This window comes from Devosia sp. A369 (assembly GCF_054489345.1).
The window spans coordinates 1-19,136 of record NZ_JBTMWV010000025.1 but is presented as its reverse complement, the minus strand read 5'-3'; the positions used below and the strand labels follow the sequence as shown (position 1 = coordinate 19,136).

The following is a 19,136-nucleotide window of genomic DNA, read 5'->3' as shown; positions in this document are numbered from 1 at the left end:
CTAGCCTTTGCGCTTCTGCCGCAACTCGCCGGCGACCAGGCCCAGCAGCGGCACCACGGCAAACACATAACGGCGCCACAGGCGGCGGGGATCCGACAACAGGCGATGCAGCCACTCCAGACCGAGCGTGCTCATCAGTTGCGGCGCGCGCGGCTTGAGGCCGGTGACAAACTCCAGCGCCGCGCCAATGCAAAAGCACACACCGGTGGCGCGTCCATCCAGGGACATGGCGTAGGCGATGGCCTCGGATTGCGGGGCGCCAATGGCGATGAACACGAAATCGGCGGGTTCCTGCACTGCGAAATCGACGCAGCGTTGCAGCTCGACCGGGTTTTCGCCGACGCCGAAGGGCGGCACATAGGCCCGGATATGCAGGCGGGGATATTGCTGCCGCAACTGGTCAATCACAGCCTGATGCGGCGCGATCAGCGTCAACCGGTCGCCATCGCGAATGACGCGCTCAAACAAGGCTATCGTCAGATCGGACCCGGTAACGCGCGGCAGCTTGTGCCCCAACAAACGGCCCAACAGAGCCAGCGGCTTGCTATCGCACACCGTCAACCAGGCATTCTCATAATAGATCTTCAATGCCGGACGCGCAGCATTTCGAACAACGTGGTCCACATTTGGGGTGACTACATATTTAAAGCCACCAACACCACGCTGTTCAACAATGTATTCTACCGTTGTATCAAAATCTACATCATCGAAAGGAGCTCCGATGAAATATGTCCGCTTAATATACTTTTGAATCAAATTTTCATCAATTTTAGTTTTTCCGTCGAATGCCGATAGCATCTGATGCATTCCAACAATATTTAACCGTTACAAAAATCACCACAACAGCAGGCGATCAAATGGGTCAAGCTGGCAGTGCTGGCGGGCGGCCAAATGGTTGAGCATGGTTAATCCTTGGGTGTGTTGACCCTGTCGATGACGCCTTGTTGATCTCGGGGCGATGATGATGGAGGGTCGCCACGCGGCCCTCGCCGCTGGACATAAAAGCTGATGATTGTTGTGGTTCTCCTTCTCGTTCTGGCCAATCTGGCGCTGCTGGTTCCGGCGATGATTTTTGCCGTCGAGGTCCTGGCCAGCCTGTTGCCGCAGCGCAGCGCGCCACAGCAGAGCGGAGACCGTCCTGCGGTAGCGGTCATTGTGCCGGCGCATCAGGAGGAAGATGGCATCGGCGATACCGTGACAGCGCTGCGAAGTCAGCTGCGGCGGGATGATCGGCTGTTGGTGGTTGCCGACAATTGCACCGACCGCACGGCCATGCTGGCCCGGGAGGCCGGGGCCGAGGTGGTGGAGCGTGTCGATCCGGCGCGGCGCGGCAAGGGCTTTGCGCTGGATTTTGGCGTGCGCTATCTGGCCGAAAAGCCGCCGGCGGTCGCGATCCTGGTCGACGCCGATTGCCGGCTGGCGCCGGGAGCGATCAACCATTTGGCCGCGGAGGCCTGCGCCAGCGGACGCCCGGCGCAGGGGCTATATCTGCTGTCGGCCCCGCCGGATAGCGGCATCGGCTTGCAGGTGGCCGAGCTAGCGTTCCTGGTCAAAAATCAGGTTCGGCCCGCTGGCCTGCACCGGCTTGGCCTGCCGTGCCACTTGACGGGCAGTGGTATGGCCTTTCCCTGGCCAATCCTGCACGACGCCAATCTCGCCCATGGCAGTCTGGTCGAGGACATGAAGCTCGGACTGGATCTGGCGCTAGCTGGCACGCCGGCAGTTTATTGCTCCCAAGCGCGGATCAGCAGCTCTTTCCCCTATTCAGCGTCCGGGGCCGCCTCGCAGCGCAGCCGGTGGGAGGAAGGCCATCTCGGCATGACGGCCATGGCAGTCCGGCAGTTGCCGCGGGCGGTTGCGGCGCGCAGCATCGGCGCACTGGCGCTGACGCTCGACACAATCGTGCCCCCCCTGACGCTGCTGATCATGCTGGTCGGGACCAGTTTCGTCGTTACCGCGGGGCTGACATTGGCACTCGGTCTATCGGGGGCTGCGCTCTGGCTATCGGGCATAAACTGCCTGCTGCTGGGGCTTGCTGGGTTCTTGGCGTGGTATGTCCATGGCCGCCAGATACTGCCGGCCCGCGCGATGTTGGGCGTAGTGCCGTTTGCGCTGAGAAAGTTCAAGCTTTACCGCGCCCTGGCCGGCGGCAAGCGAAGCGGTGACTGGATCCGGACGGACCGCAAGGGACCCGACGGGTCCTGACCTCAGGTATGCGCCGCGATGAGGGCGGCGCGTTCGGCATAAAGCTTGCCCTCCTCGAAGCCCTGGCCGGCGGTGGCGGCCTGCTTGACCAGTTGGGCCAAGGCCTCGCGATTGCCGGCCAGTTCGATCAGCATTGTGGTCAGCTGATCAACCTGATGGCGGGGCGACAGGCGGCCACCGCCGGCCTCGATCAGGCCACTGGCATAGGCGCTGTCATAGCCAACAATGGGACAGGCCGAGACCAGCGCTTCGATCAGGCAGCGCGGAGATTCCGGGGTTTTATGGCAAAACAGGAACAGATGCGCCCGGCGCAGTTGGTCCAGGATTTTGGCCCGATCATCGACGTGACCGGCGAGGGTGACATGATCCTCGATCCCCAAATGGTGGATATGCGCCTGCATGGCCGAGAGTAGCAGCCCGTCGCCCAGCCAGGTGGCATGGAGCGGGACACCAGCCTTGACAGCGCCCGCCACCACGTTCAGCCAGTCGATCGGCCCCTTCATTTCTGCGGCCCGCCCCACATAGACGACACGCAGCGGTGCGCCGGCGCGGATCGCAGTTAGTTTGGCCGCCAGGTCGGCGGCGGAGGCGAAATCCTCGGGGCCGGTGTGGACGTCGTAGACGCAGGCCGGGTTGTTAGAAAACTGCTGGTAGGCGTTGAACGTATCCATGCCCTGCAGCAGTGCCAGCGAACTGCGACGGGTCAGATAATGGTGGTAGTGCTGCATCACCAGCAGGGTCGCGCGCTCCTTGAGCTGGCGCTTGAACGGCATGGCGTGGACCGTCTCGCGCAGCACCTGATGCTCCACCCGATCAAACCAGACGCCGTATTTGCGCTTCTGCGCCAAGGCCTCCTGCGCCGCAACGGCGGCCCAGTCGCCCACGAGGTAGCCAATGGTGAAGCACAAATGGTCGGCCTGGCTGATTTCCTTGGCGAGCAATTGCCGGGTGTGGCGGTAGGTGCGGGCGAATGCGCCAAGCCTGTAGGCCATCGGCAGCGCCAGAAAGCGGAGTTGGCTGGCGCAGGGCAGCGAATTAACGTCGACCCAGGCCGTCGAGGTGGCATCCTCCCGTTCAGTGTCCAAGGCAATGCCAGCGAACACCACCTGGCTAAAATGCTCGGTCCAGCGGGCCAGGCCGGCGCAGGTCTGGTCATCGAGCTGCAGCCCATTCGGCCCCTGGCGCAGTCGCACCGCGGTGACCAGCAGCAGCGCACCGCTTTTGGCCGGCAGGTTTGTCAGGGCGGGGTCCTGCAGTGCGATTTCATCCATGGGCGAAAAAACTACCGTGGTTGTGCCGTGGCCGGGCGGCAGGCAATTGGGCGTGCGTCAGGGCCATGCCGGTGAGGATATGCGTGGCATTGATGGCGTATCGGCCCGCGAGTTCGTCACCGGCGTTGAACGGCTCCACCGAACTGTTGAAGCGGGCGGTAAAGCGTCCGGCCGCGCGATCGATGGAGATGGTCAGCACGGAAAAGTCCAGCAGACGCTGTGAAAGCGGATACTGGCATTTATAGGCGCATTCCTTGGCGCTGAAGATGAGCCGGGCGAAAAGGCCGCGCTCATGCGGCGGCAAGCCCGCCAGAAAGTGGTGTTCTTCGGGGCCGCAAATGGCGGCGGTCAGATCGGCATCAAGGTCCTCGGCAGGCTCGAGGTCAACGCCGATCGCCACAAAGCCATCGGCCGCGCGCCCGATGGCGACCACGCACAGATCGGCGCAATGGCTGATGCTGCCGGCCATTGTGGCAGGCCAAACCGGCGCACGGTCAGCGGCAGCGGGGATTTCGGCCAGCACCAGACCCAGAGCGTGCATGGCCTGGCGCGCCAAAGTCCGCCCGGCGCGGAATTCGCGTTGCCGGCAGGCGACGGCGCGGTGCAGCGCGGCCTCCTCAGCGGGCAGCACGGCTGGCCAATGGACGCGGGGATCGCCGTATTCCACCCGAATTTCCGGGGGAAACAGATCGTCGAAGATGCTCATCCGGCACCCTGCACGCGCGCCGCATGTCCGCCCAGGGCCGCCCGACGAGCTGCGGCGCGGTTTGCCACCTTGCTCAGCCGCTCGTCCGCTTTGCCTCGATCAGACAGATGCGCCGCCAGCGCCGCCACCGTGGGGAAGCGGAACAGATCGGTGATCGCCATCTCGGGGGCAATGCCGGCCTTGAGCTCGCGATGCGCCTGTACCGCCAGCAGCGAATGGCCGCCCAGGGCGAAGAAGCTGTCCGAAAGTCCAACCCGCTCCACCCCCAGAATGCGCTGGAAAGTCTCGGCAATGCCTTGCTGCATGTTGCCGACCGGCTCGATGAAGGCGACTTCGGCGACCGGCTCAGGCGCGGCGTTGGGCTTGGGCAGTGCCTTGCGATCCACCTTGGCATTGGGGGTGAGCGGGAAGACGTCGAGGCTGACGAAATGGGCCGGGATCATATAGTGAGGCAGCGTCTTGGCCAGCTGGGTCCGTAGCGCGTCCTCGTCGATGGCGCCGCGGGACAGGCGGAGATAGGCGACGATGCGCACATCGTCGGCCCGATCCTCGCGCGCGACTACTACGGCTTCGGCAATACCGGGGAATTCGCTGATCCGGGCTTCGATCTCGCCCAGTTCAATGCGATAGCCGCGCACCTTGACCTGATGGTCGGCCCGTCCGAGAAACTGCAAGTTGCCGTCGGGCAGCAGGCGCGCCAGATCGCCGGTGCGATAAAACCGACCCGCTGCAAACGGGTTCGCCAGGAAGCACTCCGCCGTCAGATCCGGGCGATTGTGGTAGCCACGGGCGACGCCATCGCCACCGATATAGAGTTCACCCGGCGTGCCGGGTGGCACCGGACGCCCGGCGGGATCGAGCACGTAGAGCTGGGTGTTGGCAATGGGCCGGCCCAGCGGCACTGCGCCCTCAACCTCCCCCACCGCCAGGGTGGACGACCAGATCGTGGTCTCGGTCGGGCCATACATGTTTTCGATGCTGGCTGCGGTAATGCCGCGCAATTCAGAGACCAGCGCGGCCGGCAGGGCTTCGCCGCCGATGAACAGATGCGCGACGTTGCCGAGCGCCTGGCGGCTGGCCTCGTCGGCCAAGAACATGCGGGCCATGGCCGGTGTGCATTGCAGATGGGTAATGGCATGCGCCGCGACGTCGGCGGCCAGACTTTGCTGAACCACGTCCGCACTCGCAGCCGGGGTGCCGAGCGGGCGCGCCACGACCTCGGCCAATAGCTCAAGCCGCTCCATCACGGTGTCGACGGGGACGCCGAAATCGATGAGGCAGGCAACTTCATCAACCCCGATCGCCGCGATCTGTTCGACCCGCTCATTGGCATCCTCAATCGTGCCGAACAGGCCGCTGTCCTCGAAATAGCGCAGGAAGGCGAATTCGAGGATCGCATCAAGTTCCTCGGCTTCGAGGCTCTGCAGATCGATGTCCATCGGGTTGGCCATGCCCTGCGGCTTCTTGAAGGCGGGAAACGCCCAGGCATATTGCTTGATCAGCGCCGTCGCGCTGCGCAGATAGTCCTTCATCGGCGCGCGGGCCAGATCGCGAACCTCTTCGCGGTCCTCGCCCAGCAGCGTATGCAGCATTAGCGTGACCTTGAAGTCCGCCGGGTTCCGGCCATGCTCCGCCAGCGTCTCGCGGTAAATGCGGATCTTGTCTGCCAATTCCTCGACCGACTGCCCCAGCAGATGGGTCAGCACGTTGGCGCCCTGGCGCGCGGCGTCACGATAGGTTTCCGGATTACCGGCCGTGGTCACCCAGATCGGCAGCTCTTTTTGCACCGGACGGGGCTGAGTGATCACGCCCACCTTGCCGGCGCCGAAGTCGAATTCGACCTTTTCGCCGCGCCACAGCCGGCGCACGGTCTCGATATCGCGCAACATGGCCGATTTGTTGTGCGGCGGCGCGTTTTCCGGGCGCAGGATGAAGTCTTCCGGCATCCAGCCCGAGGCGAAGGCCAGCCCAACGCGACCATTGCTGATATTGTCGATCACCGCCCATTCCTCGACCACCCTGGCCGGATGGTGCAAGGGCAGCACGCAGCTGCCGGCGCGGATCGAAAGATTTTGCGTCACAGCCGCGACTGCGGCACCGGTGACTGCAGGATTGGGATAAGGTCCGCCAAAGGCGTGGAAATGCCGCTCGGGTGTCCATATCGCCTTGAAACCATGGGTATCGGCGAATTTGGCGCCTTCCAGCAACAGTCGGTATTTCTGCGAACCGACGCCATCATCCATGCCCCAATAGAACAGCCCGAAATCCAGCGAGCGCGCCTGGGAGTCAGCAGCGGCGCCGGCGCCGACCTCGCTGGAGTGGATCACCACCTTGAAGCCGCGGGCCAGCGTCCAGAAGAGTTCAAGCACAGAAATATCGAAGGACAGGCTGGTGACCGCCAGCCAGACCGGCTGATTGTCGGTCGGCACCGGAACCCGCTGGTCCATCCCGGCGAAGAAATTGGCGACGTTGCGGTGCTCGATCATCACGCCCTTGGGGCGGCCGGTGGAGCCCGAGGTGTAGATCACATAGGCGAGGTTCTCCGGCACCACGCCAATGTCAGGCCGGGTCGCGGGATGGCCGGCCTCGACCAGGTCTTCAATGACCAAAATTGCGGCGCCGGCGGCCGTGAGGCGCCCGCTGAGCGCCCGTTCGGTCAAAACCACGGTCGCGGCGCTATCCTCGACCATGAGTTCAAGCCGGTCAGCTGGAAACAGCGGATCAAGCGGCACATAAGCGGCGCCGGCCTTGAGGATGGCCAGCGCACCGGCCACTAGATCGACCGACCGCGAGACATTGAGCCCCACCATCATGTCGAGGCGAACATCTGCCGCCAGCAACGCATGGGCCAGGCGATTTGCCCGCTCGTCCAGTTGCCGGTAGGTAAGCGACATAGCGCCACTGACTACCGCGATAGCGTCCGGGGTACGATCAACCTGACGCTCGAACAGCACATGCATGGGGGCATTGTCATAAGCCAGCGCGGTGTCATTCCAGCCGTGCAGAAGCTGATGCTCCTCCGCGACCGACATCAGCGGCAATGCACTCAGAGGCGCCGATTTGTCGGCGAAACTGGCTGCCAGCACGGACAGCCGTTGGCCTAGAATCGTCATATGCGCCGCATCGACCCGGCAACGGTCAAACACCAAGGCATCGCCAGCCTCGCCGATCACAAAGGCAAAGGCGCAGGCGGCGGGCAGCTCGCCGCCGCCAATGAGGCCGACCGTCAGTTGCGGCGCCACCACACCGGGGAAACGATGGCTCAGATCGGATAGATAGGGCCCCTGCTTGCCGATGGTTGCCAACTGGGTCTGGCACTCGGCCACAAAGGACGCCAGCGGTGCGTTCTCGGTCGCTACGAGATTCAGCGGGACGATGTCGGCGAAATAGCCGGGGAAGCGGGTGGCGGCGGCGGCAATCGCGGCGTCGCGATAGGCAAGCGAAAACTGGGCCTGGCCACTGAAGCGGGCGATGAAGGCGGCGACAAGGGCCAATTTGTCCGCGCGCGGCAGATCGGAAGGCAAATCCAGCTTCAGGCTGGCGATGTCGGGCTGCTGACCCGCCACCGGCGTGGCGACATCCATCAGGTCGACGTCCTGCACGGCGGCTAGGCGGCGGCGCTGGACGCCCTCATATTTTGCGGCGCTGGCGACGGCCCCGGAGATTGCGACGCTGTCGGCGGGTGACAATTGGGGCAGCACCGTGCCAGCTATTGCTCCTGCGCTGAGGGCGGCGTCGTCGCCGATGCGGCTACCGGTGATGCGGACGGCCCGATCGAGTGTCGCGATAACCACCCCGTCATCGCCCACCGAGAGCACGGTGCCGGGCGCCGCATGAGGGGAGTCGGGCAGCACCGTCAGCCCGGTGACGCGGTACAGTCCGGATGTAGTGCGCAATTTGGGGGTCAGCAGCGGATTGGCGTAGCCGGGACCAAAATCGAGGCCGCGCACCAGACGCGTCAGCGCCGCTGCCGACTGATCGAAGCGCAGCGTGCCGGCAGCTTCCGGGCGCTTGGCCCGGTCGTAGTAGGTCCGATGGGTGAAGTCCTGAGCCTCGCCGTGCAGCGTGCCCATCTCGATTTGTTGCACCAGCGCGGTGAAGGTGGCGATGCCGGCTTCGAAGCATTTGCTGTTCAGCGTCAGCCCCGTCTCGTCCGGGGCAATGTCGAAGCCGGTCTGCACATAAATCTGCCCTTCATCGACTCCGGCATTAATAGCGTGCCAGACCACGCCATGCCGGTTTTCGCCTTCGAGCAGCGCCCAGGCCGGCGCATTGAGGCCGGCATAGCGCGGCAGCGGGCCATCGTGAAAATTGACCGCGCCAGCCCTGGCCTTCTGCCAAACCGGCTCGGGAATGAGGCGCAAATTGGCGGCACTGAACAGCCAGTCATAGTCCACATCGGCGAGGCTAGTTTCGAGGCTCTCGCCCCAGCCGACGGCACGGATGCCCTGCTTGGCCGCGTAGCCGGCAATGGCGGCGGACTCGGTAACGATGGCTGCGATGGTGTGCCCCCGCTCGCGCAGCACCTCCGCGCACTGCACCAACAGGGACTCGTCACCGACCAGTACGCAGCTCAAAATTTCATCCGCCATGATGCCCCCCGATGTGCCGGTTGATTGGCCACACCTTTACGGGCCCTTCATAAAACCATCATGAGGCTTCAGCGATGCTTTGCGTGACGGATCGTCATGTTTGGTTAAGGTAATTGCCAAAATCGACGCTAAACCTCTCGTCTTCTTCAACAATGAGGGGCCAATGCTCGTGATTTAACGACGTTTCTGGTTTCCAACAACAGATGACACGCCGCAATGCTATCAGCAGGCTGGCATCGTTGAATTGACGTTTGAAGCAAGCCCGAGAGCTGAGGCAAATTATGACCGTGCCTTCCGACCAGTATTCGCCCAATGACATTGCCATCGTCGGGATGGCGCTGCGGGTTCCCGGTGCCAGGAATGTGCGGGAGTTCTGGTCCAATTTGCGGGCCGGCGTCGAATCCATCCGTGACCTCAGCGAGGGCGAACTTCTGGCTGCCGGCGAGTCGGCGTCGCGCATCCATCATCCAAATTATGTGTGCCGCGCTGCCGACCTGCCGGCCATGGACCTGTTTGACGCCGATTTCTTCGGGCTAAGCCCCAAGGAAGCCGCGATCATGGACCCCCAGCATCGTCAGTTTCTGGAATGCGTCTGGGAGGCGATGGAGGATGCCGGGCGTCCTCCCAATTCCGACGACGGCCCGGTGGGCGTGTTCGCCGGGGCCGGCATGGGGAGCTATTTTTATTTCAACGTCTGCAGCAACCGCCAGCTGGTCGATCAGGTCGGCATGTTTCTGTTGCGGCATACCGGCAATGACAAGGATTTCCTGGCGACGCGCGCATCGTTCTCGTTCGACCTGCGCGGTCCCAGCGTCAATGTGCAAACCGCCTGCTCGACATCGCTGGTTGCGGTGCACATGGCCTGCCAGAGCCTGCTGTCGCATGAATGCGAGACCGCCATCGCCGGTGGCGTGACCATCGAAATTCCGCACCGGCGCGGCTATCTGTATCAGGAGGGTGAAATTCTGTCGCCTGACGGGCATTGCCGCGCCTTCGACCACCGAGCCGGCGGCACGGTGTTTGGCAGCGGCGTCGGTGCGGTCGTGCTGCGCCGGCTGTCCGATGCCCTGGCCGATGGCGATTTCATCCATGGCATTATCAAAGGCACAGCGGTCAATAATGACGGGGCCAGCAAGGCCACCTATCTGGCACCCAGCGTTACCGGGCAGGCCGAAGCGATCATCGAGGCGCAAGGCCTGGCCGGCGTCGACGCCGACAGCATCCAGTATGTCGAGTGCCACGGCACCGGCACCTATCTCGGCGATCCGATCGAGATCGAAGCGCTGACGCAGGCGTTTCGCCAGAGCACCAACCGCACCGGCTTCTGCCGGGTCGGCTCGGTCAAATCCAATATCGGGCATTTGGACACCGCCGCTGGCGTCGTCAGCCTGATCAAGGCAACGCTGGCCATCCATCATGGTGAGATTCCGCCGACCCTGGGCTACGACCAGCCCAATCCGGCCATCGATTTCGCCCGCAGCCCGTTTATCGTCAATGACCGGCTGACAGCCTGGCCAGAAACCCAAGGCCCGCGCCGGGCGGCCGTCAACTCGCTCGGTGTTGGCGGTACCAATGCCCATGTGATCATCGAACAGGCCCCGGCCCGGGTGGCCGATGTGGCTGAGGTCGCCGAGCCAAAACTGCTGGTGTTCTCGGCGAAAAACCGCAAGGCGCTTGATGCCGGTATGATCCAGCTTGGCACCGAACTCGCGCAGCGCCCGAACCTGTCGCTGGCAGATGCCAGTTATACGCTGCGGGCGGGGCGCAAGCATTTCGAGCATCGCCGGGTGCTGGCGGTGCGTGATCGCAGCGAAGCGATTTTTCTGTTGGAGACGCCCGAGACCAAGCGCGCCTTTACCCATACGGCGCTTGAACCAGCGGGCGCAGCGGTTTTCCTGTTTCCCGGTGGTGGGGCGCAGCATGTCGGCATGACGCGCCGGCTCTATGAGGGCGACACGCACTTCCGCGCCACGGTGGACGAGGCGCTGGCCAGCCTCCAACCCGACGCGACCGCCGAAATTCGGCGGGTATGGCTAGACTCCGGCCTCGATCCGGCGGACACGGCCGTGCAATTCCTGCGCCCGTCGATCCAATTGCCGGCCATCCTGATCGCCGAGGTGGCCGTGGCGCGGCATTGGATGCGGCATGGCCTGACGCCGGCAGCACTGATTGGCCATTCCATGGGCGAAAATACCGCCGCCTGCATCGCCGGGGTAATGAGTCTAAGCGATGCGGTGCAACTGGTGCGGCTGCGCGGCGAGCTGTTTGAAACGATCCAACCCGGCGGCATGCTCAGCGTCCAACTGCCAGCTGCTGCCTTGCGGGACCTGTTGCCCGCAGCACTCGACCTGGCCTCGGTCAATGCGCCCGAGCTTTGCGTGGTGTCCGGCAGCAATGCCGACCTCGAAGCGTTTCGCCAAGTCTTGCTCGCGCAAGGCATCGAGGCGTCGCGCGTGCCGATCGACATCGCCGCCCATTCGCGCATGCTCGAACCAATCCTGCCGCGCTTCGAGGCGTTCCTGCGCAGCATCGTCCTGCGCGCCCCAACGATCCCGATCGTGTCCAATGTCACCGGCGCCTGGCTGTCGGAAGGCGAAGCGCGCGATCCGCTCTACTGGGTTCGCCACCTGCGCTCGACGGTTGAATTCGAACGTGGCGTGTCACTGCTGGCGCAGCAGACCGACCGCGTGTTCATCGAAGTTGGACCCGGGCGCGCGCTGTCGTCTCTGGTCAAGCTGCAGCGCGGGATTGCCGCCAATCAGGTGATCAACAGCCTGCCCCATGCCGATGACGATACAGATGATCGGATCCATCTGCTGACTGCGCTGGGCCGCGCCTGGGCCGTTGGGCTGAACCTGCCGCTGGACCAGCTTTGGGCCGGAGGCAAGGCGCGCCGCGTGCCGCTGCCGACCTATCCGTTCCAGCGGCAGCGCTATTTCATCGAGCCCAGCGTCAACAATGCTGCCGACAATCCGGTCGAAACGCCTCTGCTCAAGACGCCTAACATTGCCGACTGGGGTTATCGCTCGAGCTGGCGCCAGTCGCTGCCCGATTTCACTATTGGCGCCGACAAGACGGCGACCTCGTTCCTGGTCTTTCTGGATGACACCGGTTTCGGCGTGGCGCTGGTGGAGGAACTCCGCGCTGCGGGCCATGCGGTGACCACGGTCGCGGTGGGCGACACCTTTGCCCAGCGGTCGGACAATGCTTATGTGCTGTGCCCGGAAGATGGGCTAGCCGGCTACGCGGCCCTCTTATCGGGGCTTTCGGCCGCCGGCCCCTTGCCCGCCCAGATCGTCCATCTCTGGCTACTGACTGGAGCGGAAAGCCACCGCCCCGGCTCGACCTTTTTCAATCGCATTCAGGAGCAGGGCTTCTATAGCCTGGTGTTCCTGGCGCAGGCGCTTGACGAGGCCAACGCCAGCGACCAGCTCCAGCTGACCGTGGTCACCAACGGCATGCAGCGTGTCGACCAAGAGCCCCTGCCCTATCCCGAAAAGGCGACGATTCTCGGCCCCGGAATGACCATTCCCAAGGAAATGGCCGGTTTCAATGCGCGCCTGATCGACCTGCAATTGCCGCCGCAGCCCGAAACGGGACGCAAATGGTTTGGCCGGCGCGCCGCCGACGTGACCGACACGACCGCGGCGTTGCGGGCCCAATTGCGGGACGATCTATTCGCCACGCCGGGTTCGGATGTCGTCGCCTATCGCGACGGGCGACGCTGGTCGCGCAGCTACCTGCCGCTGGCGTTGACCGAACCGACGCCGGAGCGGGTTGGGTTTCGCACCGGCGGCGTCTATCTGATCACCGGCGGCCTGGGCGACCTGGCACTGGTGATGGCCAGGCAGCTGGCGGAGCGCTTTGATGCCCGCATCATCCTGAGCGGGCGAACGGCGCTGCCACCGCGGGAGCAATGGCCGCTCTATATCCGCAGCCATGCCCGCAACGACCGCCGCCGTCGGGCCATGGAACAGCTTGAAGCACTGGAGCAAGCCGGGCATTCGGTGCTGTACGTCCCCGGCGATGTCAGCAACCCCGAGGAGATGGCGCACGTGGTCGCGACCGCGCAATCGCATTTCGGCGCCATCAACGGCATTCTGCATAGCGCAGGCCTGGTCGACGACAACCTCATTGCCCTCAAGACCGTGCCGCAGCTCGAAAATGTCCTCGCGCCCAAGCTGCATGGCGCGGCGGTGTTGCATCGCCTGTTCGACGAGCAACCGCTGGAGCTGTTTGTCCTGTTTTCCTCCACCAGCACCGATACGGCGCCCGCTGGTCAGGTCGATTATGTGGCGGCCAATGCGTATCTCAACGCCTATGCGGAGTCGCAGGCGTGGCGCCCCGACCGGCAAACCGTGGCGATCCATTGGGGCATCTGGAACGAAATTGGTCTGGCGGCCCGCGCCACTGGTTCGACTGCGTCCGCGCCAGCCGTGACCAGCCCGGCGCAGGGGCCGTTCTTCACCCATTGGGTTGAGGATAGCGACGCCGCGCCGATGCTTGAGGCGGAGATCGGGCCGGCGAGCTATTGGCTGCTGGACGAGCATCGCACCATGTCGGGCCAAGCGGTGCTGCCCGGCACCGGGCATATCGAAATCATCGCGCAACTCGCCAAGGAATACGGCTTGGGCGATGCCTTCCGCATCGAAGATCTGATTTTCATCGCGCCACTGACGGTGGTCGATGGCAGCACGACAACGTTGCGCGCCCGGCTGTCACCCGATGGCGATTGCTATCGGGCTGAAATTCAAGCCGGCAGCCCAGCCAGCGGCTTTGTCAGCTATGCCGAGGCCGCACTTCGCCCGGCTCAGCCAGCACCCCAGCACGCCGATCTGGCAGCGGCCTCGGCCGGCCTTTTCCGGACCGATGCCACGGATGCTGCCGGTCTGCGCTCGGCCCAGCATGGCCGCATCCAGTTCGGCCCCCGATGGCAGGTATTGCGATCTACCGCCTTCGGCGCGACCGAAGCCATTGCCGAACTCGGCCTCCCCCCAGAGTATCGGGCTGACGGTTGTTTGCTGCATCCCGCCTTGCTCGATATCGCCACCGGCTTTGCTATGCAGCTAGCGCCGGGCTTTGAGGTGTCGCGGCATTTGTGGGTGCCGATGTCCTATGGCAGCATCACGGTGCATTCGGCGTTGCCGAACGCTATCCGCAGTCACATTCGGCTGTGCGACGACGCCGGCACGGATCAGGGCTACGCCACTTTCGACGTGACCATCACCGATCTCGATGGCCAGGTGGTGCTGCAGGCGGAGCGCTTCGTCATGAAGCGACTGGCGGCCGACTTCCTGTCCACCGCGACCGGCGCCGCGCGTCCGGCAACCGCTTTGGCGAGCCCATCCAAATCACATGCCGCCTTGCAGTTGGCTGACCAGGTTCGCCAGGGTATTCTACCCGCCGAAGGGTTCGATGCCCTGCTTCGCGCCCTGGCGACCGGGCAGCAGCAGCCGATCATCAGTTCGATGAAGCTGGATGCCTTGCGCGCGCGCGCCGCCCTGCCCGCGGCACAATCCGGCCCGGCCGAGGTCGCGTTTGAGCGCCCAGACCTCGACAGCGCCTTTGTGGCTCCGCGCAACGATATCGAACGCACCCTGGCCGGCTTCTGGCGCGAGTTGCTGGGGATCGAGCAGATTGGCGTCGACGACAGCTTCTTTGACATTGGCGGCCACTCGCTGATCGCGGTGCGGCTGTTCCGCATGATCAAGCAGGCCTATGCGGTCGACCTGCCGATCTCGGTGCTGTTTGGAGCGCCGACGATTGCGGCATGCGCCGCGCTGATCGCCGCACAGACGACGCCAGTGGCGGCCGTGTTGGGTGAGGTTGCGCTGGATCATCAGGCCAAGCTGATCCATCTGGTTCCCATGAGCACCGGCAAGGCCAGCGAGCAAACACCGTTCTTTTTGTGTGCGGGCATGTTTGGCAACGTGCTCAATCTGCGGCAGCTGGCTCTGCATATCGGCGCGTCGCGGCCGGTTTACGCCTTGCAGGCGCGGGGACTCTATGGTGATCAGGAGCCGCATGAGCGGTTTGACGACGCCGCCCGCGATTATTTGGCTGAAATCCGCACAGTACAACCCCGAGGCCCGTATTTGCTGGGCGGCTTCTCCGGCGGTGGGCTGGTGGCCTACGAAATGGCGCAGCAATTGCGGGCTGCCGGTGAGGAGGTGTCTCTCGTGGTGATGCTCGACACGCCGCTCCCCACCCAGCCGGCACTTAGCACGCGCGACCGCATCAGCATGAAGCTGCAGGATTTGCGCCGCTCCGGTCCGGCCTTTTTCGCCGACTGGCTGCAAAGCCGGTGCCGCTGGCGAGAGGCGCAACAGCGGAGCCAGGATGCGCTGGATAATGAAAACTCCGGGGCGCAGTTCCATAATGCAAGGATTGAAGCCGCCTTCCGGCGGGCACTGGTCGACTATGACTTGCAGCCCTACCCCGGCGCGGTGCTGCTGCTGCGACCCAAATTCAACATCCTCTACCATCTGAGCGGTGACCGCCGGCTGCAGGAAGGCCGAAACGCCGCGATCGATGACAATGGCTGGAGCCCGTATGTGGGCGTACTGGCGGTGCAGGAGGTGGCTGGAACCCACGACAGCATGGTGCTGGAACCCTTCGTGCGGGTGCTAGCCGGTCGGCTGCGTGTGGCGCTGGACCAGGCCGACGCCAAACCCGACGCTTTCCGAGCCGCGGCCGAATAGGGCCGCGGTGCGCTACAGGGCTGCGGCGCGGGTGGACGTCTCGAATAGCTTCGTGATCAGGCCGGTTTCCGCGGCCAGGGTATATTCCGCCGCCCCCAGCTCGAACTGTGCCGTAATCAAATTGATCTGAGCCGCCGTCAGATTCTCTATCGCCCGGATTTCGTCGAGCGCGGTGCGTTCGCCCACCTGCCGTTCGGCCTCGATGCCCTGCAGCATGGCCTTGGCGCTGCTGACTTCTTGCTGCGCCAGCGACCGGAGCTGACGCGCCTGCTGGCGGCGTTCAAACGCGGTTCGTACCGCAGCGGCCACGCCATTGCGCGCGGCTTCGCTATCAAACTGAGCAGCGAGTCTTTCGTCGGCCCGCAGTTTTACCGCCGCCTGGCTGGCACCGCTGAGATCGAACGGCATCGAGAATTGCAGCGTGGCGCGGGCGCCGTGGGCCGGGTCCCCCCCGCCCGAGTAACCGATCTGCTCGCCATAGACCTCGAACTGAGCCGCAACCGATGGCTGCATCTCCCCTTGGGCCTGCGACACCCGCGAGGTCGCGGCGTCGAGCTGAGCAACGCTTTGGCGAATGCGGGGATTGTTTTTCAGGGCCAGGTCGGTCAGCGCCTGCAGGTTCTCGCCCAGCCCCAACCCAGCGACATCTGGCAGCTTGCTGGAGTTCGAAAGGCCCAAGCGATAGACAGCATTGCTGGCCTCGGTCACCGTGAGCTTGGCTGTTTCGCGCAGCACCTTGATGCGCGCCAGCTGGCGGTCAATGTCGTCCAGATCGACGCGACTGGCGGCGCCAGCCGCAAGCTCGGCATCAACGCCTTGGCGCAGCGTGCGGAGCGCGCCTTGTTGATGTTCGAGCGCCCCGATAACCTGCTGTTGCTGGCGAATGCGCAGCAGCGAAATAGCGATCTCATAGGCGGTGGCCACGCGACGGTCAGCCACAACCTCCTGCGACGCGCGATAATCGGCACGAGCGGCCACGATGGCTGCCTGGGAGCCCCCCTGATAGAGCGGCACATCCAGTCCAAGCGCATAAGAGTAACCGGCGCCTCCGGGCTGGCCTTCATAGGCAATGTGCGGCGTGGACGCATTGATACCGGCGCGAAAATAGGCGTCAGGACGACCCGAGGCTAAAGCCCGCTCGATCTCTGATGCTGCGGCGCTGCTGCGCGCGTCGGCCGCCAGAACTTCGGGCGCTGCGGAAACCGGACCATAGGTCGAAATGCTGCAATCGGCCTGGCTCACCAGCCCGGCACAGCCGGTGGCGACCTGCCGCGTGGAGTTGGTGGCACAGCCCGCCAGACTGATGGCCGCAACGGCAAGCAGGGCAAGAGAGACAATGCTCTGTTCGTTTCGCATCGAAGCCATCCCTAATACGCAGGCCATACACTGTAAGGACGACAGGTTCACGCGAGCCGGCCTTATGGCTAACCACTGGTAAACGAACGAGGTAACTAAAACGCTAAGGGGTTGTTTATGAAAGGTTAAGGCGGGCGGGCGCCCCGCCTCCACGGGTCGGGAAAGAACCGGCGTATCTGTTAAAATGCCGCAGATTAATTGACGAGCGAAGTATTGAGGCGACGGTTAACTTAATCGGAGACGCCCGATTGGGGCGCGGCCCGTGCTGTGATACGCACGATGTTGGTAAAGCGTTGTGGCACAAGGAAATTAGCGTGAGCGAGGGACAAGTCGGGGTTGGAATCAGGCGAGAACGTCGGCGCGCCCGACGCGTCGAGATCAATCGCGGGCTGCTCTGCTTGGGTCTGTGCGTGCTCGAAGGCGTGCTGGCGAGCTTGATCGTGCTGCTCTCGGCGCTGATTTATCACGATACTTTTGCCGGCATCCCGCTCCATGGCCAATCGCTTTGGCTTTATCTGGGCTATGCGACCCTCACCGGTATCCTTTACGGCGCCAGCGCCGCCATTTCGGCTTCGCGGTTCCTTGACGACATCCTGTCGCAACAGGGTGGCCTGGCGGACAGCATGCTGGGCTGGACCATGGCCTTTGCCATGGCACTGTTGATTGCCTTCCTGTTTGGCCTGTCGAGCGATCTGTCGCGGGTTTCGCTGACCTCGGCCTTTCTGGTCGGCGCGCCGGTGCTGCTGGGCACCCGTGGCTTGGTCTATTCGGCTTTGCGCGCCTATGTGCATCAGGGGCAATTGCAATATCGCCGGATAGGCGTGATCGGCAGCGAGATCGACATCGCGCGCTTCCTGGTCAATAGCGACCTGTGGCGCGTTGGCTACCGGCTGGCGGGGTCGATGCCGCTGGAAAATATCCAGAATGCCGACGGCACCCTCCGCAAGGACACCATTCAGGAAACCGGCCAAAACTGGGTAGCCCTCGGCACCCAGCATGTGGTGGTGGTCGGTGAGCTGAACGACGTCGACGCGCTGGAAGAACTGACCAACGAGTTCAAGCGCTTCTCCGTCAGCGTCATTGGCGTGCCGGCCACGGACAATACCTCGCTACGCTTTCTCGACATTGTGCCGCTCGGGCATACCGGCGGCGGCGTGCGAGTGCTGCGCGCCCCGCTCAACCAGTCCGCCGTGTTGATCAAGCGAGTGTTCGATCTCTGCGTCGCCATCGTCGGGCTGGTGCTGCTGGCGCCCATTTTCCTGCTGACTGCCATGGCGATCAGGCTGGAAAGCGCTGGGCCGGTATTCTTCAAACAGGCCCGCCGGGGCTTTAATGGCGAAACCTTTTACATCTGGAAATTTCGCTCGATGAATGTCGCCGAGAGCGGCAGCGCCATGACCCAGGCCAGCAAGGGTGACAGCCGGATAACCCGGGTCGGACGTTTCATCCGCGCGACCTCCGTCGATGAACTGCCGCAATTCATCAATGTGCTGCGGGGCGAAATGAGCGCGGTGGGTCCCCGCCCGCATGCCTTGATGCACGATAGCGAGCTGGCCTTGCAGCTGGAAAAATACGCCCATCGCCAGCGCATCAAACCCGGCATCACCGGCTGGGCCCAGATCAACGGCTATCGCGGCGCCACCTCGACCTTCGCCCATGTCGAGGGGCGCACCGAACACGATCTGTACTACATCGACAACTGGTCGATTTTCCTGGATTTCTGGATCCTGCTCCTGACAGTCTTTTCGCGAAAAGCCCGCCACAACGCATTCTAGCGCTCAGCCCTCGTAAATAGATGTCTCGAGTGAACCAAGCGTTCCCAAGAGCCTCACCGATAGGGTTTGAAGGCTCCTCATACGGGGGCGGGCCATAGTGACGATCCATGTAGACCAGCATGTTACATGCTGGATCGAACACTCGACCCCTCCTATGATCGATGCCTTAGTGCGTCTCCCGCATTGTTCCGCGGCAGTGGCAATCGTCGCTCAAACTGACCTGATCGCCGTCTTGCCCAAGAGCATCGCCATGCTTTTCAAGGGTGTTTTTTCGCTTTCGGTGCACCAGTCATCGTTCCTCCACTCCCCGCAATCTACCAGCGTGATCTCCCTCAAAGCCCGTGAAAGGGAACCCGGAATTTCGTGGCTACTCAATGAGGTCAGAGGCGTGTTCGCATGGGCGCTTTGAATAGCCCCTAGATTTGTAGACGCCTTCCTTCCTAATTTTGAGGCAAGGAGGCCTACATGGGCAAAGCCAATTTCAGCGACGATTTCAAGCGGGACGCGGTTCGTCAGATCACCGAGCGGGG

The 19,136-nt window shown here is 63.5% G+C and carries 9 protein-coding genes; 3 read left to right on the top strand and 6 right to left on the bottom strand.

The features are described 5' to 3' along the window. Nucleotides 1-798, bottom strand: coding sequence for a WecB/TagA/CpsF family glycosyltransferase (locus ACX3OZ_RS18695; RefSeq protein ID WP_459096128.1), 798 nt, complete (start codon nt 796-798; stop codon nt 1-3). Between the two features lie 210 nt (nt 799-1,008). On the opposite strand from ACX3OZ_RS18695, the gene ACX3OZ_RS18690 reads away from it, so the two are divergent. After that, nucleotides 1,009-2,205 (top strand): glycosyltransferase family 2 protein, encoded by a 1,197-nt coding sequence (locus ACX3OZ_RS18690; RefSeq protein WP_459096127.1) that lies wholly within the window; start codon nt 1,009-1,011, stop codon nt 2,203-2,205. Between the two features lie 2 nt (nt 2,206-2,207). Here ACX3OZ_RS18690 and ACX3OZ_RS18685 read toward each other — a convergent pair whose 3' ends face one another. The 3 genes from ACX3OZ_RS18685 to ACX3OZ_RS18675 are packed head-to-tail and all read right to left on the bottom strand — an operon-like array spanning nt 2,208 to nt 8,774. Continuing rightward, the gene (locus ACX3OZ_RS18685; protein ID WP_459096126.1) at nt 2,208-3,476 is read right to left on the bottom strand and encodes a glycosyltransferase; all 1,269 of its coding nucleotides are present in this window, start codon (nt 3,474-3,476) and stop codon (nt 2,208-2,210) included. Continuing rightward, on the bottom strand, nt 3,469-4,182 hold the full coding sequence (locus ACX3OZ_RS18680) for a 4'-phosphopantetheinyl transferase family protein (RefSeq protein WP_459105180.1): 714 nt from the start codon (nt 4,180-4,182) through the stop codon (nt 3,469-3,471). Before ACX3OZ_RS18680 ends, ACX3OZ_RS18685 begins: the two co-directional genes overlap by 8 nt. Further along, nucleotides 4,179-8,774: a MupA/Atu3671 family FMN-dependent luciferase-like monooxygenase gene (locus tag ACX3OZ_RS18675; protein WP_459105179.1), complete on the bottom strand. Its 4,596-nt coding sequence runs from the start codon at nt 8,772-8,774 to the stop codon at nt 4,179-4,181. Before ACX3OZ_RS18675 ends, ACX3OZ_RS18680 begins: the two co-directional genes overlap by 4 nt. A gap of 281 nt (nt 8,775-9,055) precedes the next feature. Between ACX3OZ_RS18675 and ACX3OZ_RS18670 the strand changes: the two genes are divergently transcribed. Beyond that, nucleotides 9,056-15,475 carry a type I polyketide synthase gene (locus tag ACX3OZ_RS18670; RefSeq protein WP_459105178.1) on the top strand — a complete coding sequence of 2,140 codons (6,420 nt, stop codon included), beginning with the start codon at nt 9,056-9,058 and terminating at the stop codon, nt 15,473-15,475. Between the two features lie 12 nt (nt 15,476-15,487). On the opposite strand, the gene ACX3OZ_RS18665 is transcribed toward ACX3OZ_RS18670, so the two are convergent. After that, nucleotides 15,488-16,831: a TolC family protein gene (locus ACX3OZ_RS18665; protein WP_459105177.1), complete on the bottom strand. Its 1,344-nt coding sequence runs from the start codon at nt 16,829-16,831 to the stop codon at nt 15,488-15,490. A 314-nt stretch (nt 16,832-17,145) separates the two neighbouring features. Between ACX3OZ_RS18665 and ACX3OZ_RS18660 the strand changes: the two genes are divergently transcribed. Then, the gene (locus ACX3OZ_RS18660) at nt 17,146-18,606 is read left to right on the top strand and encodes an exopolysaccharide biosynthesis polyprenyl glycosylphosphotransferase (RefSeq protein ID WP_459096121.1); all 1,461 of its coding nucleotides are present in this window, start codon (nt 17,146-17,148) and stop codon (nt 18,604-18,606) included. A 210-nt stretch (nt 18,607-18,816) separates the two neighbouring features. Here the strand turns inward: ACX3OZ_RS18660 and ACX3OZ_RS18655 are convergent. After that, nucleotides 18,817-19,136, bottom strand: a 320-nt coding sequence (locus tag ACX3OZ_RS18655) for a hypothetical protein (RefSeq protein WP_459105176.1), incomplete at its 5' end; no start/stop codon positions are given.